General features: G+C 48.5%; 17 protein-coding genes. 13 read left to right on the top strand and 4 right to left on the bottom strand.

Going from position 1 to position 22,852, the window contains the following annotated elements:
* The first annotated feature begins 251 nt into the window (after nt 1-251).
* Together NFR98_RS12150 and NFR98_RS12145 are read left to right on the top strand one after the other, a co-directional pair.
* The gene (locus NFR98_RS12150) at nt 252-1,568 is read left to right on the top strand and encodes an HD domain-containing protein (protein WP_017550337.1); all 1,317 of its coding nucleotides are present in this window, start codon (nt 252-254) and stop codon (nt 1,566-1,568) included.
* Nucleotides 1,569-1,585: 17 nt separating this feature from the next.
* Complete coding sequence (locus NFR98_RS12145) at nt 1,586-2,104, top strand: YwgA family protein (RefSeq protein ID WP_035190074.1); 519 nt, start codon at nt 1,586-1,588, stop codon at nt 2,102-2,104.
* A 14-nt stretch (nt 2,105-2,118) separates the two neighbouring features.
* Here NFR98_RS12145 and thmT read toward each other — a convergent pair whose 3' ends face one another.
* Nucleotides 2,119-2,304: a 2-hydroxymuconate tautomerase gene (thmT, locus tag NFR98_RS12140; RefSeq protein ID WP_035190072.1), complete on the bottom strand. Its 186-nt coding sequence runs from the start codon at nt 2,302-2,304 to the stop codon at nt 2,119-2,121.
* 145 nt (nt 2,305-2,449) lie between these two features.
* On the opposite strand from thmT, the gene NFR98_RS12135 reads away from it, so the two are divergent.
* Both NFR98_RS12135 and NFR98_RS12130 read left to right on the top strand, forming a co-directional pair.
* Entirely contained in the window at nt 2,450-3,112 is a 663-nt protein-coding gene (locus tag NFR98_RS12135) for a site-2 protease family protein (protein WP_017550335.1), read from the top strand.
* A gap of 30 nt (nt 3,113-3,142) precedes the next feature.
* A complete protein-coding gene (locus tag NFR98_RS12130; RefSeq protein ID WP_035183194.1) occupies nt 3,143-3,655 on the top strand; it encodes a YwhD family protein in 513 nt (170 codons plus the stop codon).
* Between the two features lie 106 nt (nt 3,656-3,761).
* On the opposite strand, the gene NFR98_RS12125 is transcribed toward NFR98_RS12130, so the two are convergent.
* On the bottom strand, nt 3,762-5,813 hold the full coding sequence (locus NFR98_RS12125) for a transglycosylase domain-containing protein (protein ID WP_035183221.1): 2,052 nt from the start codon (nt 5,811-5,813) through the stop codon (nt 3,762-3,764).
* Nucleotides 5,814-5,992: 179 nt separating this feature from the next.
* On the opposite strand from NFR98_RS12125, the gene speB reads away from it, so the two are divergent.
* The 3 genes from speB (at nt 5,993) to argS (ending at nt 9,128) form a co-directional block, all read left to right on the top strand.
* Complete coding sequence (gene speB, locus NFR98_RS12120) at nt 5,993-6,865, top strand: agmatinase (RefSeq protein ID WP_251460209.1); 873 nt, start codon at nt 5,993-5,995, stop codon at nt 6,863-6,865.
* Nucleotides 6,866-7,020: 155 nt separating this feature from the next.
* Entirely contained in the window at nt 7,021-7,461 is a 441-nt protein-coding gene (locus NFR98_RS12115) for a YwiB family protein (protein ID WP_017550331.1), read from the top strand.
* A complete protein-coding gene (argS, locus tag NFR98_RS12110) occupies nt 7,458-9,128 on the top strand; it encodes an arginine--tRNA ligase (RefSeq protein ID WP_017550330.1) in 1,671 nt (556 codons plus the stop codon). The genes NFR98_RS12115 and argS overlap by 4 nt, the downstream gene beginning before the upstream one ends.
* Before the next feature lie 297 nt (nt 9,129-9,425).
* Here argS and cls read toward each other — a convergent pair whose 3' ends face one another.
* Entirely contained in the window at nt 9,426-10,625 is a 1,200-nt protein-coding gene (gene cls / locus NFR98_RS12105; RefSeq protein ID WP_017550329.1) for a cardiolipin synthase, read from the bottom strand.
* Nucleotides 10,626-10,861: 236 nt separating this feature from the next.
* Between cls and NFR98_RS12100 the strand changes: the two genes are divergently transcribed.
* The 6 genes from NFR98_RS12100 to icmF all read left to right on the top strand — a co-directional run bounded on the left by NFR98_RS12100 (nt 10,862) and on the right by icmF (nt 21,243).
* Nucleotides 10,862-12,979, top strand: coding sequence for a (Fe-S)-binding protein (locus NFR98_RS12100; protein ID WP_251460207.1), 2,118 nt, complete (start codon nt 10,862-10,864; stop codon nt 12,977-12,979).
* A 754-nt stretch (nt 12,980-13,733) separates the two neighbouring features.
* Nucleotides 13,734-14,912, top strand: a complete 1,179-nt coding sequence (locus tag NFR98_RS12095) for an acetyl-CoA C-acetyltransferase (protein ID WP_251460205.1) — start codon at nt 13,734-13,736, stop codon at nt 14,910-14,912.
* Between the two features lie 41 nt (nt 14,913-14,953).
* Nucleotides 14,954-16,090: an acyl-CoA dehydrogenase gene (locus NFR98_RS12090; protein ID WP_251460202.1), complete on the top strand. Its 1,137-nt coding sequence runs from the start codon at nt 14,954-14,956 to the stop codon at nt 16,088-16,090.
* A gap of 35 nt (nt 16,091-16,125) precedes the next feature.
* Nucleotides 16,126-17,268 carry an acyl-CoA dehydrogenase gene (locus NFR98_RS12085; RefSeq protein ID WP_251460200.1) on the top strand — a complete coding sequence of 381 codons (1,143 nt, stop codon included), beginning with the start codon at nt 16,126-16,128 and terminating at the stop codon, nt 17,266-17,268.
* Between the two features lie 19 nt (nt 17,269-17,287).
* Nucleotides 17,288-17,923, top strand: a complete 636-nt coding sequence (locus NFR98_RS12080) for a TetR/AcrR family transcriptional regulator (protein ID WP_251460198.1) — start codon at nt 17,288-17,290, stop codon at nt 17,921-17,923.
* Nucleotides 17,924-17,988: 65 nt separating this feature from the next.
* Nucleotides 17,989-21,243, top strand: a complete 3,255-nt coding sequence (icmF, locus tag NFR98_RS12075; RefSeq protein WP_251460196.1) for a fused isobutyryl-CoA mutase/GTPase IcmF — start codon at nt 17,989-17,991, stop codon at nt 21,241-21,243.
* A gap of 258 nt (nt 21,244-21,501) precedes the next feature.
* Here icmF and NFR98_RS12070 read toward each other — a convergent pair whose 3' ends face one another.
* A complete protein-coding gene (locus NFR98_RS12070) occupies nt 21,502-22,680 on the bottom strand; it encodes an FtsX-like permease family protein (RefSeq protein WP_251460195.1) in 1,179 nt (392 codons plus the stop codon).
* Between the last annotated feature and the right edge of the window lie 172 nt (nt 22,681-22,852).

Below are 22,852 nucleotides of genomic sequence, written 5' to 3'. Positions count from 1 at the left end.
AGGCAAGGATTCTGGTGGCTTTAAATGCAAAGGTTTTAAAAAATGCAGCCATTGCAACCTGATGCAGCAGATAGAAAGGGCAGCATCCCGCATTTTCGCAGATGCGCCCTTTTATTGGGATTTTTTTCGGAAAAACCAAACTTGTCAATCGACCTCCACATTTCAAAAGCTGCCTATCTGCATATTACAAGCTTTTTTTCTCCGGCCTGTCCCGGTATAATAGAATTACGACATCAGGAAGAGGGTAAAGCATGGAATACGCCAAACTTAAGCTCAGTGAGGAAAAAGTGTTTAAAGACCCTGTCCACCGCTATGTCCATGTGCGTGACCGGGTGATCTGGGACTTGATCGGAACAAAAGAGTTCCAGCGATTGCGCCGGATCCGGCAGCTCGGCACGACTTACCTGACTTTCCACGGGGCGGAACACAGCCGTTTCAGCCACTCACTTGGCGTCTATGAAATTGTCAGGAGAATTACAGATGATGTTTTTAAAGACCGGGTGAACTGGAACGGAAAGGACAGGCTGCTGTCGCTTTGCGCTGCGCTTTTGCACGATCTTGGCCACGGCCCGTTTTCCCATTCGTTTGAAAAAGTGTTTGGCATGGACCATGAGGAGTTTACAAGGCAAATCATCCTCGGGGAGACGGAAGTCAATGAAGTATTGCGGCGGGTCGGTAGAAATTTCCCGAAAAAAGTGGCGGAAGTGATTGCGAAAACTTCAGAAAACAAATTGGTGGTCAGCCTGATTTCAAGCCAGCTTGATGCGGACCGGATGGATTATTTGTTGCGCGATGCGTATTATACAGGGGTCAGCTATGGCCATTTTGACATTGAAAGGCTGCTCCGCGTTATGCGCCCGCATGAAGACCAGGCCGTTTTTAAATACAGCGGCATGCATGCGGTCGAGGATTATATTTTAAGTCGTTACCAAATGTACTGGCAAGTGTATTTTCACCCGGTGACAAGAAGCGCAGAAGTGATTTTAACAAAAATTTTGCACCGCGCAAAAACGTTGTACGATGCCCGTTACCCGTTCAAGCACGGGCCCAGCCATTTCCAGTCGCTTTTTGAAGATAGACTCAGCCTGCGTGATTATTTAAAACTGGATGAGCACGTCATGCTGTATTATATTGAGGTTTGGCAGGAGGAAGATGACCCGGTTTTGCGGGACCTTTGCGCCCGCTTTGTAAACCGGAATCTGTTTAAATACATTGAGTTTGACCCGGCAAAAGAATTTAAGGTGCACAGCCGGCTTGAAAAGCTTTTTGCAGAAGCCGGGATCGACCCGAACTATTATTTAGTCATTGATTCGTCCTCAGATCTTCCGTACGATTTTTACCGGCCGGGCGAGGAAGGGGAACGGCTGCCGATCAATTTGCTGATGCGAAACGGTGACCTGAAAGAATTATCAAGGGAATCGGATATTGTGGACGCGATTTCGGGGAAAAGAAGGACGGATCATAAATTGTATTTTCCGCTTGATTTGATCGAAGACGAAACGACACACGGGGAAAAGAAAAGGGAAATTGCCGCTTTGCTGAAATTGCCCCGGAGTTCGGAAATTTAGTCAGGAGTGAATGGTTTGTGTTAGAAGATCATGTAAAAATTATGGGTGCGCTTGCCATAAGCGGAGAAATTGTCGGGCGTAAAAAGCTGCAAAAAATGATTTATATTGCGAAAAAATTATCCTTCCCTTTCCAGGAAAAATTTGAGTTCCACTTTTACGGCCCGTATTCTGAAGAGTTGACGCTCAAAGTAGAGGAGCTGACCAACCTCGGGTTTGTAAACGAAGTAAAAGAGAAAAAAGGCGGATATGTCCAATATCGGTATACGGTGACAGACGAGGGCCGGGAATTTCTGGAAATGTACGAACCGGATCTGTCGGGGCTGGATGCGTGCCTGGCAGAAATGAATGGGCAAAATGCACGCTTCCTTGAGCTTGTTTCAACCGTCATGTATTTTGATATGCTTCCGAAAGAGGAAGTAAAGGAGAAAATCTTTACATTAAAGGCGAAGCAGCGTTATACGGAGGAAGAAATCAACGAGGCGTACGATTACATAGAAAAATTGAAAAAAATCGCTAGCCCTGTCCAGCAGGCATAGCGATTTTTCCGCCCCTATTCGTCGCTTTTGCGGACGCCGCCTATGGCATAATGGTTTTTTGACATTTCTTCAATGAACACGGTAATGTTTTCTTTTGGGGCGCCTACGGTTTCGCTGACCGCGGCCGTTACTTTTTCGACCAGCGCTTTCTTTTGTTCGTCTGTACGGCCTTCCAGCATTTTGACGGTTACATATGGCATGCGGGTGCATCTCCTTTTAGATGATTTCATAAAAATTGTAAAGTCTTTTTTGCCCGCCTGCAAGTGGCACTTTTAAAACAAGTGAATACCGAATGAAAATTTTGTATACTATAGTCAATATATTGTTTTTAAAGGAGACCGGTACGTGGAACAATTACAACAGTTTTTGGCATATCCGTTGAGGGATATCCCGATTGTCGCGGCGGTGTTGATCATTGCTTTTACCGTCCATGAATTTTCCCATGCTTATACGGCTTATCTGTGCGGCGACCCGACTGCTAAACGCGAGGGGCGGCTGACATTGAACCCGGCGCAGCATATTGACCCGCTCGGCGCGCTGCTTATTTTTGTCGCCGGCTTCGGCTGGGCGCGCCCTGTCCCGGTAAACCGCTACCATTTCAAAAATCCGCGCCTGGCAGGGGTGACGGTATCCTTTGCGGGCCCTGCCAGCAATTTTTTGATGGCGTTTATCGGGGAAATCATTTTTTATGTGCTCGTGGCAACCGGGCTTGGCGCAGGCCTGCCATGGTTTGTCCTTTCCTTTTTCAATTATTTTGTCTGGCTGAATCTCGTATTGTTTATTTTCAATTTAATTCCGCTTCCGCCGCTGGACGGGTACCGGATCATAGAAGATTTGGTTTCGCCGGGGGTACGGGCAAAACTGATGCAGTACGAGCAGTACAGCATCGTTGTATTTCTGGTCCTGCTTATCACGCCGCTTGGCCGGTATACGATCTCGCCGCTGATTAACAGTGCGGTCCCGTCGATTATGAAGGGATTCCAGTCGATTGTTTCCGTATTCGGATAGACTGCCATTGAGAGAAAGGGGATGTGCAAGATGGCTGAAAAAAAGAAAAAAGCGGAATTTAATATTATTAAAAATGCGCCGACCGACGGCCATAAAAGTTTTGGCACCGGGGCGCTAAACCTTGAAAATGTCTCGCCGGTGATCATTGATGTCAATGAAGGTACGGCGGTTGTCGATATTGGGGCGATGCATGCAAGGAGCGCCGTGGAAAAGCGGGTGAGATTTTCCCCCGACCGTTCGGAAGTCCCGGAAGAGGGGGCAAAACCGTACTGGCTTGTGTGGGTGACAATTGAACGCGGTGAAAACGGCCCTTATTATCACGGGGTGACAGCCTGCGAAATGGTGGTCAACAAGGAAAAACGTCGCGGCTACAAATCGCTGCCGGAGCATGTCAACCGCCTCGACAAGTCGATGAAGGGCCATATCATTGTAGACCATATGGATGACCGGTCCAAGAAGGTGCTGGCAGACTTTTTAAAAGGCCACAGCAGCGAGATGTGGAACTTATCCAGCGATGAATTGAAAGAAGCATTAAAGGCCTGACCCTGCGCATTTATTTTTGCGTAAGGAACCGGCCGAAATTTCACGATGCATTGAAGGAGCAGGAAAGGCCTGACCGCACAGCGGCCAGGCCTTTCTGTTTGCTGTTTTAAAAAAACGGGAACAGTTTTTCAAGCCAGTTCCGGTGCTTTTTCGGGTACAACTCATTTTCTCCTGCAGCGGGATGTTTGCTGCAGGGCTCGGCCGGTTCGGTACCGGATATAAAGTATGTCAGCCTTGCCACCGGGCAGTTAGCGGTTGCGATTTTCCCGGTGGCAGGATCGATTTCAACACCGGTTACGCCTTTGGGCGGCTTAAATTCCGTTACAGGGCGCCCGTCAAGCGCCTTTTCCATAAACCGGGCCCATATTTTTTTGGCGTACATTTTATCGGCGGCCAACGTGATTTCCTGCCCGTTGTCGTATCCGACCCAAACGCCTGATACAAGCTGGGGCGAAAACCCGATCATCCAGCTGTCCGTGTTGGTGGAGCCGGATTTGCCGGCGTACGGGCGGGTGAGGTTTTTGACAATGGAGGCGCCGGTGACACGGGCATAGCCGTTCAGGCGCTTGTCAAACATGCCGGTCATCATTTGCGAGGTGACAAACGCCGCCGCTTTGTCCAACACCCGTTCTTTCTCGTGTTTGTCGTATGCATACAGGACGCGGCCTTTATAATCTTCCACTTTTGTGATGAAAACAGGCCCGTTTTGAGTGCCGCCGTTTGCAAGCAGGCTGTAGGCGTTCACCATATCGAGCAGGTGCACGCCGGATGTGCCGAGCGCAAGTGACGGCACTTTTTCCATCGGGGTTGTAAGGCCGAATTGTTTTGCGGTTTGGACAAGCACATCTTGCCCGAGCAGCAAATGGGTTTTCACGGCGTAAATATTATCTGAAACGGCGAGCGCCTGCATCATCGTAATGTCCCTATTGGCATACTGGCTGTTGAAATTATGCGGCCTGTATGAAGATCCGCCCGGCCGGAAAACGGTCGGTTCGCTTTTGAGCATCGTTGCCGGCGTGAATCCGTGGTTCAATGCAGCATAATAAAGGAGCGGCTTCATGGTGGAACCGGGCTGGCGCGTTGCCTGTGTGGCGCGGTTAAAGGAACTTTCCGCATAGTCACGCCCCCCGGTGAGTGCCGTCACAAAGCCGTTTTTCGGGTTGATTGCCGCAAAACCGATCTGGATGTGTGAAGATGCCGGAATGATTTCCTTCACGGTTTCTTCGGCAATTTCTTGTTGCTTTACATCAAGGGTGGTATACACTTTTAATCCCCCGAGCGCGATCGTCCGGTCATCAAACCCGAGTTTTGTTTTCAGCTGCTTTTTTACAAGGTCCTGGAAATAAGGGGCAATCCGGTTTGTATCCGGATCCGCTTTTTGCACGATTTTTATCGTTTCATTGGCGGCCGCTGTTGCTTGTTTTTTTGTAATATAGCCGTTTTTCACCATCGATTGCAAAACAGCAAGCTGCCGTTTTTTCGCTTTTTCCGGCGAAATAACAGGGGAGTAGACTCCTGGGCCGTTCGGAATCCCGGCAAGCATGGCGGCTTCGGCAAGCGTCAGCTGTTTGGCGCTTTTTCCGAAATAGTACCGGCTTGCGGCTTCAATCCCGTATTTTCCATGTCCGTAATTGATCGTATTTAAATAGCCTTCCAGAATCCGGTCTTTACTGTAGCTGGACTCGAGCCGGATCGTGTAGAACGCTTCCTTTAATTTTCTTTCCCATGTTTTATCGAGCGTTAAAAACAAGTTGCGGGCGTATTGCTGGGTAATGGTGCTTGCACCCTGCACCTTTCCCATTGCTTTCATATCGGCAGCGACCGCCCCGGCCATGCGCCGGTAATCAAAACCGTGGTGATGGTAAAAGTTGCGGTCTTCGATTGAAATGGTCGCGTCAATAGCGTTTTCGGAGATGCCGTCAAGCGGCACCCAGTATCTTTGCTGGCCGCTGTTCGACTCGCCGATTTGTTTGCCGTTTTGTGCATAATACAGCGTTGATTGCGGCACGGACAGCGGCGGCGGACCGAGAATTTTTGCATACAGATAGACAGCTGCCGTTAAGACGGACAGCAGGATGGCGAAAGTAATCAGGGCAAACAGCATCAGGCGCAGGCCCCATTTGGCTTTCCGGATCTTTGGTGTTGTCTGTGTCTCCATCATCCGCACCTCTTTTTCTCCTTATTTCCTTAGTATTTAGTAAGAGAGGAAATTTTAAACACCGGAACCGAAAAAAGGATTATGGGAAGGGTGGCCCGCTGTAAAAAGATTCTTGCTTTTTTTCGGAATTTCACTATACTTTTTCCATGTGTCCGAAATTGTGAAAAGAGGAGAAAAAGATGAGATTTGATGAAGCTTATTCAGGCCATGTTTTTATCGGGGCAAGCCCTGATTATGAAAAAAGCCGGGTGGTGCTTTACGGCATGCCGATGGACTGGACCGTCAGCTACCGCCCGGGTTCAAGATTCGGTCCGGGGCGCATCCGGGAAGTTTCTATCGGGCTTGAAGAATACAGCCCGTATCTTGACCGGGAACTTGCTGAAATCAGCTATTTTGATGCCGGCGATATGCCGCTGCCGTTCGGCAATCCGCAAAAAAGCCTCGATATGATTGAGGATTATGTCGGGACATTGCTTGACGACGGGAAATTTCCGTTCGGCCTTGGCGGCGAGCATTTGGTGACATGGCCGGTAATCCGCGCCGTTTACAAAAAATACCCGGATCTTGCTGCCATTCATTTTGACGCCCATACCGATTTGCGCACGGATTATGAAGGTGAGCCGCTTTCGCATGCTACGCCGATCCGGAAAACGGCGGAGTTGATCGGGCCCGCGAATGTGTATTCATTCGGTATCCGGTCCGGCTTAAAAGAGGAATTTGAATGGGCGGAAAGAAACGGCATGCATATCGCAAAGTTTGAAGTGCTTGAGCCGCTCAAAAAAGTGTTGCCGGCGCTTTCCGGCCGCCATGTGTATGTGACGGTCGATATTGATGTGCTCGATCCGGCTTTTGCGCCGGGGACAGGGACGGTTGATGCCGGCGGGATCACCTCAAAAGAACTGCTGGCATCGATTCATGCAATTGCCCGTTCCGGCGTGAATGTCATTGGTTGTGACCTTGTTGAAGTGGCACCTGTATATGATCATTCCGAGCAAACAGCCAATACGGCTAGCAAGCTCGTGCGCGAAATGATGCTCGGCTGGGTGAAGTAACGGAAAACCCGGCACCGGCTGCGGGGGCGGGTGCCGGGTTTTTAAAGTTAAGCTTGCGGGATAGCAGCTCCATTATATATGATAAAATGAGGAGAGTTACCATATTATTTTTCCGCCGGAAAGGTTATAATGGATGAAATAAAGGATGTGGGAAAATGGCGGGGGAAACCGTTTCTTGCCCTGTAAAAATACATATGACCACGGAGATTTTCCAGGAAGAAGCGGAAAAAATCGAACTGGTTTTGTTCGGCCATTATTACGAAAAAGGCGGTTCGGCCTATTTAAAGTACGAGGAAATGCAGGAAGCCGGCAAAATTCATACGGTTGTCAAAGTGGCAAGCGGAAGGGCGCTTGTAATGAGAAGCGGTGCGGTCTCCATGCGGCTTGATTTGCGTGAAGGCTCCAGGCGCCCGGGGACTTACGAAAACGGCTATGGCCAATTCCCGATTGAAGCGGCGGCAGATGAGATTGTGCACACGCGTACAGGCTCGCTTTCCGGGCAGCTTTCCCTCGGATATAGGCTTTATATGCATGGGGATTCGGTCGGTACATATAAAATGAAGATCCATTATGAGGAGGTACAAGCAGCAAAATGAACATTGCGGAACAAATGCAGGAAACGCTGAAAACGGAAATCAAAGAAGCGGTGATGAAAACCGGCTTGGTTGCGGAAGCGGATATTCCGGCTATTGTGCTGGAAAAGCCAAAAGAAAAAGCACACGGCGATTATGCCGCAAACATTGCCATGCAGCTTGCGCGCGCGGCAAAAAAAGCACCGCGCCAGATTGCGGAAGCGATTGTCGAACATATCGACAAATCGAAAACTTCGATTGAAAAAGTGGAAATTGCAGGCCCCGGCTTTATCAATTTTTATTTGGACAATACGTATTTGACCCGGCTGATCCCTTCTATTCTTCACGATGGCGCCGATTATGGCCGTTCAGATGCCGGCGGAGGTAAAAAAATCCAGGTCGAATTCGTATCGGCGAACCCGACCGGCGATCTCCACCTCGGACATGCGCGCGGTGCCGCTGTTGGGGATTCACTGTGCAATATTTTAGAAAAAGCAGGGTATGAGGTGACCCGTGAATACTATATCAACGATGCCGGCAACCAGATCCACAATTTGGCACTGTCAGTCGAAGCGCGCTACTTCCAGGCGCTCGGAATTGAAAAGGAAATGCCGGCAGATGGCTATTACGGGCAGGATATTATTGACCTTGGAAAGAAACTTGCCGATGAATACGGCCGGAAATTTGTGGACACGGATGAAAAAACGCGTTACGAATTTTTCCGCCAGTACGGCCTTGATTACGAGATGGCCAAACTGAAAAAAGACCTTGAAGATTTCCGCGTTCGTTTTGATGTCTGGTATTCGGAAACGTCTCTTTACAAGAGCGGGAAAATCGACGAAATGCTGAAGCTGATGCGCGAAAAAGGCCATATTTATGAAAAGGACGGGGCAACGTGGTTCCGCTCGACGGCTTTCGGCGACGACAAAGACCGCGTGCTCATCAAAAATGATGGGACTTACACGTACTTGACCCCGGATATAGCTTACCATAAAGACAAATTTGACCGCGGATTCGATACGTTGATCAATATTTGGGGCGCCGACCACCACGGCTATATTCCGCGGATGAAAGCGGCCATGGAAGCGCTCGGTTATAACAGCGATAATCTTGAAGTGGAGATCATCCAGCTCGTTCACTTGTATAAAAACGGCGAAAAAATGAAAATGAGCAAGCGGACGGGAAAAGCGGTCACGATGCGTGAACTCATTGACGAAGTCGGGCTCGATGCAACTCGGTATTTCTTTGCGATGAGAAGTTCGGATACGCATTTGGATTTTGACCTTGATCTTGCCGTTTCAGAGTCCAATGAAAACCCGGTTTACTATGCGCAATATGCCCATGCTCGTATTTGCAGCATTTTGCGCCAGGCGGAAGAAAAAGGGTTTGCGCCGGATACAGATGCCGATTTTTCCGTGATCCGGTCTGAAAAGGAAACGGATGTGCTGAAAAAACTTGGAGAATTCCCGCAGGTGATTGCGGAAGCGGCCGAAAAGCGGATCCCGCACCGCATTACCAATTATATTAACGAACTTGCGGCCAACTTCCACAGCTTTTACAATGCTGTGAAAGTGATTGAACCGGCGCATGCGGACGCCACCAAAGCGCGCCTTGCCCTCGTGAAGGCCGTGCAAATAACGCTGAAAAATGCGCTCCAGCTAATCGGCGTTTCCGCACCGGAAAAAATGTAAAGAAAAAAGCCGTCCCCATCCATTTATGGGTTTAGGGGCGGCTTTTTTTGATGCGCAATGGTTTATTGGGTTTAAGGAAAGCAAAATGGAATGCAAATAGCAAGATGACGTGCAGTTACGTGCCTGAGGTTCCGTGACAGCTTTTAAAAGGGCATGTGATACAGCCCTGCAAGATGTTATTCAAGGACGGCCAAAACGTTGGTTTAGCTGTTAACCACCTATTGTGCCTGGCAGTGCCCCAGTTTTCAGGGGGCAATTTTTTTTGATCGCGTCGACTGACCCAGAGCCGGTCTTTTATCACAAAAATCTTTCAATTGCCCTCACACCCCATTCAGCCAGCCTTGTTGCCAATCCGGGGCGGTTCAGGTCGTCTGCTGTAAGCGGGACAGCGTGGCGCATATCTTCTTTTACAATCGCACACATTTTTTGGATAAACGCATTGTCGTATACAAGACAGTTGACTTCAAAGTTTAAACGGACACTGCGCCGGTCAAAATTAGCCGTTCCGATATCGCAGACGGTCCGGTCAATGATCATAATTTTCGCGTGATAAAATCCGGGCTTGAACAAATAAATGTCTGCGCCATTTTCAAGCAGCTGCCGGAAATAGCGGCTTGCGGCCTCTTTGACAAGCGGATGGTCCGCCTTATCGGGGGTGAGCACTGTGACTTTTACGCCCCGTGCCAAAGCCTGCACCAGTTTTTTGTGGATGGCCGGAGTCGGGATAAAGTACGGGGAACCGATAAAAATCGATTCACGGGCTTCATCAATCAGGCTGCAAACCAGGTGCTCAAGCTCATCGCCCGCAGTCGGGATGATCCGGTGGCGGCATCCGCTTTTCTCCTCATGGGGAGAGAGATGTGTTTCAAATGGCATATTTTCTCCTGTAGCCGTTTCCCAGTTCCTGATAAATTCCTCCTGCAAGTCGCGGATACTTCCGCCGGTTAAGCGGAAATGGTAATCCCGCCAAGGAGACAGCGACTTGTTGCCATTGATATAATCCTTCCCCACATTGAAACCGCCAAGATAGCCTGTCTCCCCGTCAATGACGGTTATTTTCCGGTGGTTCCGCTGCTGGAGCGTGTAAAAGAAAAAAGGGAACTTCGGCCGGTTGCTGAAGGCAAACGAGGCGCCAGCGTTTTTCAGCTGGGCAATCATCTGTTTTGTGACCTTCCGGCTGCCCGCCCAATCGAGCAATACTTTTACTTCTTTCCCTTCGCGCGCTTTTTTTGCGAGCAGGCTGAAAAATTCACGGCTGATTTCATCATTTTTTACAATATAAAACAGGACGTATATGCTTTTTTTGGCATGCAGGATATCGGAAAAGTAGTGGGGAAACAGATTTTCTCCGCATGTAAAAACAGTAAAATCTCCGTGCCGTACGGGATATTGGCGCTGTTTGCGAGTTTTGCGGAAATGCCTTTTTCCAAGCGTGTAATCGGTGAAAAGCCAGATGATGAGTACTATGACGGCAGAAAGGAATAAGAGCAAAATCATATCTTTTTTCCCCGCTTCAATCGATTTTTTCCGTGGCCGAGTCCATGTCTTTATTCTTCCCCAAATGCGGCCGATTCTATTTACAAAAGCGGAAACAAGCACAAAGAAATTCAAAAAAATAAAGAAAAAAGATTGACTGAATGCTCATTCATTATATAATATAGGTAAGCAAGATTCGGAAAATTACCTGCTTTTTTGTGCGAGCATAAATGAATGAAGGGAGCGTCGGGAGAAAAATGCACATCTTATTATGGTTGAACTGGCTGTTGTTCCTGTCTGTAACCGCTTACGGAATCGGCCTTTTTGTGTATTTGGTAAGGACAAGGATCCAGTATATCAAATTGGGGAAAAAACAGGAATTCGACAACAATGTCAAGGCGCGGCTCAAAAAAATATGGGTATACGTTTTCGGACAGAAAAAACTGCTTAAGGATAAAAAGAGCGGCGCCATCCATGTGATGATGTTTTACGGGTTTATTCTCGTCCAGTTCGGCGCGATCGATTTCATATGGAAGGGGCTTGCGCCGGGTTCACACTTGCCGCTCGGGCCGCTTTACCCCGGATTTACTTTCTTTCAGGAAATCGTCACGCTCGTCATTTTATTTGCGGTCGGCTGGGCGTTTTACCGCCGCTACATTGAGAAGCTCGTCCGCTTAAAACGCGATTTTAAAGCGGGGCTTGTGCTCATCTTTATCGGCGGGCTAATGGTTTCTGTCCTGGTCGGGGGCGGCATGGAAATCATTTGGCACTTTGAGGAGCCGTCATGGACGGAACCGGTGGCAGCCGGGATTGCAGCGGCCTTTCATTGGATCGGGCCAACTGCAGCGGCCGTTGTGTTTTACGTGGCATGGTGGATCCATCTGTTGCTGCTGCTTACTTTTCTTGTCTATATTCCGCAGTCAAAGCATGCCCACTTGATTGCAGGGCCTGCGAATGTGTATCTAAACCGGCTCGGGGATACCGGGAAATTACGGCCGATCGATTTTGAAGACGAATCGCAGGAAAGTTTCGGCGTCGGCAAAATAGAGGACTTCACGCAGCTTCAGCTTGTCGATCTTTACGCCTGTGTGGAATGCGGCCGCTGCACGAATATGTGCCCGGCAACCGGAACAGGGAAAATGCTTTCACCGATGGACTTGATCATTAAATTAAGGGACCATTTGACCAACTACGGCGCGGCCGTTACGTCTAAAGCACCGTGGGTTCCGGCATTTGCTTTTGCCAACACGACAGGAAACCGGCTCGCCCGGGAAAGTGCAAGTCGCGGGGCGGAAGAGGCAGCTGCAGCACTCGATTATAATCCGAGCCTGATCGGCGATGTCATAACAGAAGAAGAGATCTGGGCATGCACGACTTGCCGGAATTGCGAAGACCAGTGCCCGGTTATGAACGAACATGTCGATAAGATCATCGATTTGCGGCGCTATCTCGTTTTGACGGAAGGAAAAATGAAGCCGGATGCACAGCGGGCGATTCAAAATATCGAACGCCAGGGCAATCCTTGGGGGCTGAACCGGAAAGAGCGCGAAACGTGGCGTGAAGGGCGCGAAGATATCGAGGTCAAGACGGTCAAAGAAATGAAGAAAGCAGATGAGGAATTCGAATATTTATTCTGGGTCGGATCAATGGGGTCTTACGACAGCCGCAGCCAGAAAATCGCGCAGTCGTTTGCGAAACTGCTGAATGAAGCGGGCGTGAAATTCGCCATTCTCGGCAACAAGGAGAAAAACTCCGGAGACACGGCACGCAGGCTTGGCAATGAGTTTTTATTCCAGGAACTGGCCGGCCAGAACATCGCCGAGTTTACAAAGAACGGCGTGAAAAAAATCGTGACGATTGATCCGCATGCATACAATACATTTAAGAAAGAATATAAAGATTTTGGCTTTGAAGGGGAAGTGTACCATCATACCGAAGTACTTTACGAGCTGTTGAAAGAAGGGCGCTTAAAGCCGAAATACGAAGTCAATGAAACGGTTACCTTCCATGATTCCTGCTACCTCGGCAGGTACAATGATATTTATAACCAGCCGCGTGACATTTTGAAAATGATCCCGGGCGTAAAGCTTGTGGAAATGGAGCGGAACCGTGAAACAGCGATGTGCTGCGGGGCCGGCGGCGGATTAATGTGGACGGAAGAAGATACCGGGCACCGGATTAATGTGGCGCGGACCGAACAGGCGCTTGCTGTGAATCCGACAGTCATCAGCACGGAATGCCCGTACTGCCTGACAATGCTGTCTGACGGTACAAAAGCGAAAGAAGTGGAAGACACTGTAAAAACCCTGGATGTCGCCGAAATTCTGGAACGTTCGGTCTGCGGGGCGCCGGGGCAGACTGCTGCAGTTTCTTAAGCGGGTGATGCCGCCGCAAAACGGGATGCTCGGCAGGAAAAGCAGATCTTGGTAGATTTTAAACCGGCAAATCATCTGCGCAAAAACGGCGGGGAACGGGATATGTAAAAGTTTGGGTAGGTTCTCCGCCGCTTTTTTGCGGCAGATCACACAGAATGATAGTGGTTTGGAGATATAAGCGTTCATACGTTTTTTGGCGCTTTTAAATAAATCACGCAGTATAACAAGGCTTTACTGCTGTTTTTAGTAGCGAATGGCAAAAGGGCCATGAATAAACGATGATTGAGCGTTCGCTCGATTGGGAGGCACTTTTTACCCATCCTAAAAGCATCGGGAGGTTCGCTGCAAATTTGGAATTACATGGAAAAAGAATAAGTGAATGAACGGTGATCGCGCATTTACGCGATTCAGAGGCGTTCTTTACTCATACCAAAAACATGACAAGGCTCACTCTATGGCAAAGGGCCATGAATGATGATTGAGCGTTCGCTCGATTGGGAGGCGCTTTTCTCATCCATCCTAAAAGCATCGGGAGGTTCGCTGCAAATTTGGCAGGGATGGCAAAAGAGCAAGTCAAAGAAAGGGGATTGCGTATTTACGCGATTTAGAGGCATTCTTTACCCATACCAAAAACATGACAAGGCTCACTGCTGTTTGGCAACGAATGGCAAAGGAACGATGAATGAACGATGATTAGCGTTCGCGCAAATGGCCGGCGCTTATCATAAATCCATTGTAAAAGGGGAGAAGTTGGTTGAACACGGTGATCATCGATGGGGCGCGTACGCCATTTGGGAAATTCGGGGGAAAACTGGCTGCACTTCCGGCGTCCGCGTTAGGCGGGATTGCGATCCGGCATGCATTGGAAAAAGCAGGCGTTGAAAACGGGGAAGTAGATGAAGTGATTATGGGGAATGTCCTGCAGGGCGGCCAGGGGCAACTCCCATCCCGGCAGGCGGCAAGGCACGCTGGCATTCCGTGGGAAGTTAAAACGGAAACGGTGAACAAAGTGTGTGCTTCCGGCATGAGGAGCGTGACCATGGCGGACCAGATCATCCGCGCGGGAGACGGGGAAGTTATTGTAGCCGGCGGGATGGAGTCGATGTCAAACGCCCCTTACTTCCTGCCTAAGGCAAGATGGGGATTGAAAATGGGCGATGTCCAGCTGAAAGACATGATGACCCATGACGGACTCATCTGCGCATTTTCCGGCGTCCATATGGGCACATACGGAAACCGTACGGCAGAAGCGTTTGGGCTGACACGTGATTTTCAGGACCGCTGGGCATTAAGAAGCCACCAGAAAGCATTGGAAGCCATCCATTCCGGTAAGTTTGCCGAAGAAATTGTTCCAGTAGAAATCCCGCAAAGAAAAGGTCCTGCACTGCTTGTTGAACAGGATGAGCCGCCGCGCGCGGATACGACGCTTGAAAAACTGTCCCAGCTGCCGCCTGCTTTTGACAAAGACGGGACCATCACGGCCGGCAATGCACCAGGCGTGAATGACGGGGCAGCAGCACTCGTCTTAATGAGCGCTGAACGGGCTGCAAAAGCAGGATTGAAAACGCTTGCAAAGATTGTGGCTCATGCAGAAGTGGCGGTGGAAGCGCAGCATTTTCCGCAGACACCAGGGCTTGTGATCAACGAAATTTTGAAAAAAACAGGAAAAAAGCTCGATGACATTGATTTGTTTGAAATCAATGAAGCATTTGCCGCAGTGGCGCTTGCCAGCAGCAAAATCGCACAGCTCGATTTGGAAAAGGTGAATGTAAACGGCGGCGCGGTTGCGTTAGGCCATCCGATCGGCGCAAGCGGTACGCGCATTATTTTAACCCTTGCATACGAGCTGAAACGGCGCGGCGGCGGGACCGGAATTGCAGCCATCTGCTCCGGTGGCGGCCAGGGCGATGCCGTCATGATTGAAGTGCAATAAAACTTCAACGTGTATGACCACCCAAAAAAGGGGACCTGATCATGGATTTTCAGTTTACGGAAGAACAGCTTTTGTTAAGAAAAACCGTACGGGATTTTGCAGAAAAAGAAATTTTGCCGGCTACGGGCGACATGGAGCGCGGCATGTTCCCGCGTGAAATACTTGGAAAAATGGCAACCCTCGGTCTGATGGGCATCACCATTCCGGAAACATACGGCGGTGCGGGGCTGGATTTTACTGCATACGTTATAGCTGTTCATGAAATTTCCAAAGCCAGCGCGACCATTGGCGTCATCCTTTCCGTCCATTCATCCGTCGGGACCGCGCCGATTTTATATTTCGGAAGTGAAGCGCAAAAACAAAAATATTTGCCAAAGCTTGCAAGCGGGGAATACCTGGGGGCTTTTTGCCTGACGGAAGCCGAGGCGGGGTCGGATGCGAAGAATTTAAAAACAAAAGCGGTAAAACAGGGCGGGCATTATGTGCTCAATGGTTCAAAAATGTTCATTACAAACGGCGGCGAGGCGGATACGTATATTGTATTTGCCCGCACGGAAGACGGAAACATAACCGCTTTCATTGTTGAAAAGACCATGCCGGGTTTCCGGGTCGGCAAGGACGAGAAAAAAATGGGGCTTCACGGGTCAAAAACCGTCCAACTTCACTTTGAAAATCTGCAGGTTCCGGCTGAGAACCGGCTTGGGGAAGAAGGGGAAGGATTTAAGATCGCGATGGCGGTGCTGGATGCCGGCCGGATCGGGATTGCGGCCCAGGCCCTCGGAATTGCGGAAGGCGCATATGAACGGGCGCTTCAATACGCAAAAAAACGGCGCCAGTTCGGAAAACCAATCCATGCATTTGAGGGAACCGGTTTTAAACTTGCCGACATGGCAACAAACATTGAGGCCAGCAAACTACTTCTCTACCGGGCAGCCTTTTTGCGGAGCAACGGTCTCGACTGTAAAAAAGAAGCGGCGATGGCCAAACTGCTCGCTTCGCAAACAGCTGTTGATACAGCGATTGAAGCCGTGCAAATTTTCGGTGGATACGGGTACACGGAAGATTATCCGGTTGAGCGGTTCATGCGTGATGCGAAAATTACGCAAATTTATGAAGGAACAAGTGAAATTCAAAGAATCGTGATCAGCAATCAGTTATTACGGGAGAAAAGGCTATAAGTTGTCTTGGATTATACAATATTGGAGGCAGAAAAATGGACTTTCGTTTAAGTGAAGAACATGAAATGATCCGGAAAATGGTACGCGATTTTGCCGTGAAGGAAGTGGCACCGACAGCAGCGGAACGCGATGAGAACGAACGGTTTGACCGTGGCATCTTTGACCAGATGGCGGCGCTCGGCCTGACCGGGATTCCGTGGCCAGAGCAGTACGGCGGGATCGGGAGTGATTTTCTGGCATACTGCATTGCGGTGGAAGAGCTGTCGCGTGTGTGTGCCTCAACCGGCGTGACCCTTTCGGCACATACTTCCCTTGCCAGCTGGCCGCTGTTTAAATTCGGCACAGAAGAACAAAAACAAAAATACCTCGTTCCGCTTGCCCGCGGGGAAAAAATCGGTGCGTACGGCTTGACGGAGCCGGGGTCGGGTTCCGATGCAGGCGCGATGGTGACAACGGCCAGGCGTGAAGGCGACCACTATGTTTTAAACGGCTCCAAAATTTTTATTACAAACGGCGGCGTGGCGGATATTTACATTGTGTTTGCCCTCACCGATCCGAAAAGCAAACACCATGGTACAAGCGCGTTTATCATTGAAAAAGATTTTCCCGGGTTTTCAACCGGCAAAAAAGAAAAGAAAATGGGCATCCGGGCTTCCACCACAACGGAAATCATTTTTGACAATGTCATGGTCCCAGCAGAAAACCGGCTCGGGGAAGAAGGACAGGGCTTTAAAATCGCGATGATGACGCTGGACGGCGGGCGTAACGGCATTGCGGCCCAGGCAGTCGGCATTGCCCAAGGCGCACTGGATGCGGCTGTAGCTTATGCGAAAGAGCGGAAACAGTTCGGCAAACCGATCGCAGCGAACCAGGGCGTGTCTTTCAAACTTGCCGATATGGCCACTGCAGTCGAAGCGGCAAGGCTGTTAACGTACCAGGCGGCCTGGCTTGAATCAAACGGGCTGCCGTACGGAAAAGAATCCGCCATGTCCAAACTGTTTGCCGGCGATACGGCGATGAAAGTCACAACGGAAGCCGTACAGATTTTTGGCGGCTACGGCTATACAAAAGATTATCCGGTTGAGCGGTTCATGCGCGACGCCAAAATTACGCAAATTTACGAAGGGACGCAGGAAATCCAGCGGCTTGTTATTTCAAGAATGCTGACAAAGGACTGACGGAGAGGGGAGGCCGTTTGTGAGCCAAAAAAAGTTTGTGCCGGCATCGGTCAGGGATGAAAGGCTGATTGAAAAGCGCAGAAACCAAATGATCAATGCCGCCGTCGCGCTTTTTAAGGAAAAGGGGTTCCACCGGACGACAACAAGGGAAATTGCCAAGAAATCCGGCTTTAGCATCGGGACGCTTTATGAATATATCCGGGCAAAAGAGGATGTCCTTTATTTGGTGTGCGACCGGATTTATGATGAAGTGCGCGACAGGCTGATTCGCATTGATGCCGGTCAGGGGACGCTTGAAAGTTTGAAACTCGCGATTGCCCATTATTTCCGGATTGTTGACGAACTGCAAGATGAAGTGCTTGTCATGTACCAGGAAGCAAAGTCACTGACAAAAGAAGCACTGCCATATGTATTGAAAAAGGAAATGGAAATGGTCAGCATATTTGAAAAAATGATCAGAAAATGCGCGGAAAACGGCGAACTTGATCTGGATGAAAAAGAGATGGAGATGCTCGCCCACAATATTTTTGTTCAGGGTGAAATGTGGGCTTTCCGCCGCTGGGCATTTAAAAAGAAGTTTACAATTGAGGATTATATCCGTCTGCAAACCCATTTGCTGTTTTCCGGCCTTGAGACAAGGGATATGATGGCATAAATTTTTCCATCCCGGGGTTCATTTATGCGTTTTAACTTAATCCTGATGAAGACAAGGAGGATATGATGGCTGATACAGAAATTTACCGCCCGAAACATGCGGTCCGTTTTGTCACAGCGTCCAGTTTGTTTGACGGTCACGATGCTTCAATCAACATTATGCGGAGGATTTTGCAGGCAAGCGGTGCGGAAGTCATTCATCTCGGTCACAACCGCTCAGCACGCGAAATTGTCCAGGCGGCGATTCAGGAAGACGTCCAGGGCATTGCCGTTTCTTCTTACCAGGGAGGGCATCTCGAGTTTTTTAAGTATATGTATGATTTGCTCCAGGAAAATGGCGCCTCTGGAATCCGTATTTACGGCGGGGGTGGAGGCGTCATCATCCCGCGTGAGATGAAAGAACTGCATGACTACGGGATCGCGCGGATTTTTTCACCGGAGGACGGCAGAAAGCTCGGCCTTCAGGGGATGATCAATATCATGCTCCGGGAGTGCGACCACCCGACGGTGACGGAAGCGGATTTTGTAAAAGAGGTGGAGCGCTTAAACGAAGGGCGGATCGGTTCTGTTGCCAGGCTGATTTCTTATGCCGAGAACCATTTGAACCATCAGGAAGCGCTCGCTGCCCTTGAATCTGCCATTCCGGCCGTGAAGAAAGCGCCGGTCGTGGGCATAACCGGTACCGGGGGAGCGGGAAAGAGTTCCTTGACAGATGAACTGATCCGCCGTTTTTTGCACGACCATCCGGAAAGTAAAATTGCCGTTCTTTCGGTCGACCCGACGAAGCAAAAAACGGGGGGCGCATTGCTTGGCGACCGGATCCGGATGAACGCGATTTTCCATCCGAACGTTTTTTTGCGGAGCATGGCTACGAGGGCATCCCGTTCCGAACTTTCCCTTGCCATCCATGACGCCATCCGGATTGTAAAGGCTGCCGGCTTTGATTTGATTTTGATCGAAACAAGCGGGATCGGCCAGGGGGACGCCGAAATTACGAATGTTTCCGATGTTGCCATGTATGTGATGACGAGCGAATTCGGAGCGCCTTCCCAGCTTGAAAAAATTGATATGATCGATTACGCGGACCTCATTGCGATCAACAAATTCGAGCGGAAAGGTTCAGAGGATGCGAAAAAGCAGGTGCAAAAGCAGTACCAGCGGAGCCATCTGCTGTTTGACCAAAGCCTGGATGAGATGCCGGTATACGGTACGATTGCCAGCCAGTTTCATGATCCGGGGACAAACGCCTTATATGGTGCCCTGATGGAAAAAATCAATGAAAAGAGCGGTACGGCTTTTCGCTCGTCTTTTTCAAAAAAACAGGAAGCGGGCAACCGGCATACCATCATCCCGGCAAGCCGCAGCCATTACTTGCGGGAAATTGCAGAAACCGTCCGCCGGTACCATAAAAAGGCGGAAGCGCAGGCAATGCTCGCACGGAGAATGTTTCAACTGGAAGGCGCCATTACGGCTGCAAAGGAGTCCGGGGCAGCAGAGGATGTGATCGCATCGCTTGAAGCGCTTCGTGCGGAAGCGGAAAAAGGGCTGACAGAAGAATCGAAAACCCTTTTGAGAAGCTGGCCGGATGTAAAGCAAAAATACAGCGGGGAGACGGTCACTGTCAAAATCCGCAATAAAGAGATCACAACGAGGATCAGAACAACAAGCTTGTCCGGGCTCCCGATCCCGAAAGTGGCGCTGCCGGATTGGGAAGACAAGGGCGAGATTTTAAAATGGTTGTATAAAGAAAATGTGCCAGGGGCATTTCCTTTTACGGCCGGCGTTTTCCCGTTTAAGCGACAGGAAGAAGATCCGAAGCGGCAGTTTGCGGGGGAAGGGACACCGGAACGGACAAACCGACGCTTCCATTATTTATCAAAAGATGATCCGGCAAAACGGCTGAGCACGGCTTTTGACTCGGTAACGCTGTACGGCGAAGATCCGGACGAACGCCCGGATATTTACGGAAAAGTCGGCGAGTCAGGGGTAAGTGTGTGCACGCTCGATGATATGAAAAAACTGTATGCAGGGTTCGACCTTTGTGCGCCTTCGACTTCTGTTTCCATGACGATTAACGGCCCGGCGCCGGTCATTCTGGCAATGTTCATGAATACGGCGATTGACCAGCAGGTGAAAAAGAAAGAAGCGGAGCTCGGGCGCGTTTTAACCGTCGAGGAATTTACGGAGGTGCGCGAAAAAACGTTGCAGACGGTCAGGGGCACCGTGCAGGCGGATATTTTAAAAGAAGACCAGGGCCAGAATACATGCATTTTCTCAACTGAATTTGCACTCCGGATGATGGGTGATATCCAACAGTATTTTATTGACCATAAAGTGCGCAATTATTATTCGGTCTCGATTTCCGGATACCATATCGCAGAAGCAGGTGCCAATCCAATTTCACAGCTTGCGTTCACACTTGCAAACGGTTTCACCTATGTGGAGTATTATTTAGGAAGGGGCATGAAGGTGGATGACTTTGCCCCGAACCTCTCATTCTTTTTCTCGAACGGGCTTGATCCGGAATATACGGTGATCGGGCGGGTTGCAAGAAGAATCTGGGCGGTTGTGATGCGCGATTTATACGGGGCAAATGAGCGGAGCCAGAAGCTGAAGTACCATGTTCAGACATCCGGCCGGTCGCTGCATGCACAGGAGATTGATTTTAATGATATCCGCACGACGCTGCAGGCGCTGATGGCCCTTCAGGATCATTGCAATTCGCTCCATACCAATGCTTATGATGAAGCGATTACGACACCGACTGAGGAATCGGTGCGCCGTGCGATGGCGATCCAGCTGATTATTACAAAAGAGCATGGATTGTCGAAAAATGAAAATCCGCTGCAAGGTTCTTTTATCATTGAAGAACTGACAGACCTTGTCGAAGCCGCCGTTTTGGAGGAATTTGAACGTATCAATGACCGCGGCGGGGTGCTCGGCGCAATGGAAACCCAGTATCAGAGGGGAAAAATTCAGGAAGAGTCGATGGAATATGAGGTCAGAAAGCATTCCGGCGCCCTCCCGATTATCGGCGTCAACACCTTCCTGAATCCAAACCCGAAAAACGAGGACGAACTGAACAATATGCAGCTTGCACGCGCAACAAAGGAAGAAAAAGATTTGCAGATCAAAAATTTGCGTGATTTCCAGGCCCGCCACAAAGCAGAAGCGGAAGCCGCACTGGAAAAATTAAAGCAAACCGCGGTTTCAGGAGGCAATATTTTCGCCGAGCTTATGGAAACCGTCAAAGTCGCAAGTCTCGGCCAAATCACCAACACCCTCTACCAAATTGGCGGGCAATACAGAAGGAATATGTGAACAGAAAGTCCCGCCGCCTTGCCCGTATCCGACAGGCAAATGTTCTGGCCGGAATAAGCTAAGGGCTTTATTACGGGCAGGTTATGCTATCCGAGGAGCCGGCTGCAAGAAGTATTGTTCTTAAAAAACTGGCAAAAATTTCGATTATACACGCGTTCTATTCATATTGCGAATGAATTAGAAAAAAGAAAGAGAAGCGAAAAGCTATTGCATCATATCACGATAGCTTTTCGCTTCTTTATTTATGTCCAAGGCGTGTTACTCATCCCTTCTAAGGAAAGAAGCAATTGATTGACGTTGTAAGGAACGATTTATTATATAGCCCCCGATAATGAGAAAACTGATTTCAATTAAAATAGACAACAGAAAATATTTAAAATAGAAAACAAGGGGATACTGACGCGGTAACATTATCAATCCAATACAACAAATTAACATACTTAAAATCATAGAGACAAAAACATAAATGAATATTTCGCTAAAAACGAGTTGCATGATGTTTCTTTTACTCATCCCAAGAGATAAGTAAATGCCCCACTGTCTCTTCTGAGTTTGATATTTGCTAAAGATCATGATCGTGACGGAAATCGCAGTGAGGATAAGAGAGACAAAAAACAAAAGCATGCCAAGCACCTTGAGATAATTATAAATTTTATTATCGTCTTTTATTAATTGAGAAGTATTCTGCACTAAGCTGCCAGGAAATGTTGACGATAAGGATTTTACTTGTTTATCAAGATTCATTTTTTCTTTATGAGAGATATCTTTTTTCGTGTAAATCTCAAGTTCATTAAACCCATGGAACAAACCGGATTTTACTGCGGTTTGAGTGTCCATCAAAATAATAAAGTCATCTTTTTTTATTTCTACAGAAGGGCTGACTCTATATTTAAATGGTTTATGAATAACATCTAGAATTTTTAACTTTTTTTGACTGGTTTTCATTCCGGTTGGCGTTTTATACAATCTGACTAAAGTCAATGTATTTCCAACTAAGATTTTATCCTCGTTTGTGTTTTTCTTGTTAACTGGATTATAAATGAATGCTTTGCCATCAAGATCTTTATATTTCTTTGGAGCCTCAATATTTTTCCAGTCGTCTTTATTGAGAAGAACGTATTTTACATCCGGAATAATAATTTTATTATTATAAGTTTTATAAGCAGAGTTTTCATTAAAGATCCAATTGTTAATGGAAGGTGTAATCATTTTCCGATCAATTAGCGTTTCGACATCTTCCATGAATGGAGTTTTATCTATGTATAAAACCCCGGGTGTTTTTTCCAGTTTTTTTACTTCAGCTTCTGTAAAGGTTAATCCCTGGTGACTTAATACTTTTAAATTTTGTTGTGTTTTAAAGCTAAAAGCTTCTTGGGAGTTTAAATAATCCCAGATTACGAAAGTAAAATAGTAATTTAAAATAAAAAAGTGCCCCATCCTTTGGTATAATTGATTTTGAGAAAAAAACAATAACCAAGAAAGGGGGCACCTTTAAGGTGAATTATATCATTCCTGTCTCAAGAATTAAATACGAATTCAATTTAAAGAATAGTACAAAATTTAGTGGCATCCTCCCATTTCTGCAATTTCTGGAACGGATGAAAATCCA

The organism is Weizmannia agrestimuris, from assembly GCF_943193165.1.
Taxonomy (GTDB): domain Bacteria; phylum Bacillota; class Bacilli; order Bacillales; family Bacillaceae_C; genus Weizmannia; species Weizmannia faecalis.
This window is presented reverse-complemented; position numbering and strand designations above follow the sequence as displayed.

Excerpts from the sequence above, each read along its gene's own strand:
- NFR98_RS12150 (WP_017550337.1), top strand. The coding sequence starts at position 252 with ATGGAATACGCCAAACTTAAGCTCAGTGAGGAAAAAGTGTTTAAAGAC.
- thmT (WP_035190072.1), bottom strand. The coding sequence starts at position 2,304 with ATGCCATATGTAACCGTCAAAATGCTGGAAGGCCGTACAGACGAACAA.
- NFR98_RS12130 (WP_035183194.1), top strand. The coding sequence starts at position 3,143 with ATGGCTGAAAAAAAGAAAAAAGCGGAATTTAATATTATTAAAAATGCG.
- NFR98_RS12125 (WP_035183221.1), bottom strand. The coding sequence starts at position 5,813 with ATGGAGACACAGACAACACCAAAGATCCGGAAAGCCAAATGGGGCCTG.
- speB (WP_251460209.1), top strand. The coding sequence starts at position 5,993 with ATGAGATTTGATGAAGCTTATTCAGGCCATGTTTTTATCGGGGCAAGC.
- NFR98_RS12115 (WP_017550331.1), top strand. The coding sequence starts at position 7,021 with ATGGCGGGGGAAACCGTTTCTTGCCCTGTAAAAATACATATGACCACG.
- argS (WP_017550330.1), top strand. The coding sequence starts at position 7,458 with ATGAACATTGCGGAACAAATGCAGGAAACGCTGAAAACGGAAATCAAA.
- cls (WP_017550329.1), bottom strand. The coding sequence starts at position 10,625 with ATGATTTTGCTCTTATTCCTTTCTGCCGTCATAGTACTCATCATCTGG.
- NFR98_RS12100 (WP_251460207.1), top strand. The coding sequence starts at position 10,862 with ATGCACATCTTATTATGGTTGAACTGGCTGTTGTTCCTGTCTGTAACC.
- NFR98_RS12090 (WP_251460202.1), top strand. The coding sequence starts at position 14,954 with ATGGATTTTCAGTTTACGGAAGAACAGCTTTTGTTAAGAAAAACCGTA.
- NFR98_RS12085 (WP_251460200.1), top strand. The coding sequence starts at position 16,126 with ATGGACTTTCGTTTAAGTGAAGAACATGAAATGATCCGGAAAATGGTA.
- icmF (WP_251460196.1), top strand. The coding sequence starts at position 17,989 with ATGGCTGATACAGAAATTTACCGCCCGAAACATGCGGTCCGTTTTGTC.
- NFR98_RS12070 (WP_251460195.1), bottom strand. The coding sequence starts at position 22,680 with ATGGGGCACTTTTTTATTTTAAATTACTATTTTACTTTCGTAATCTGG.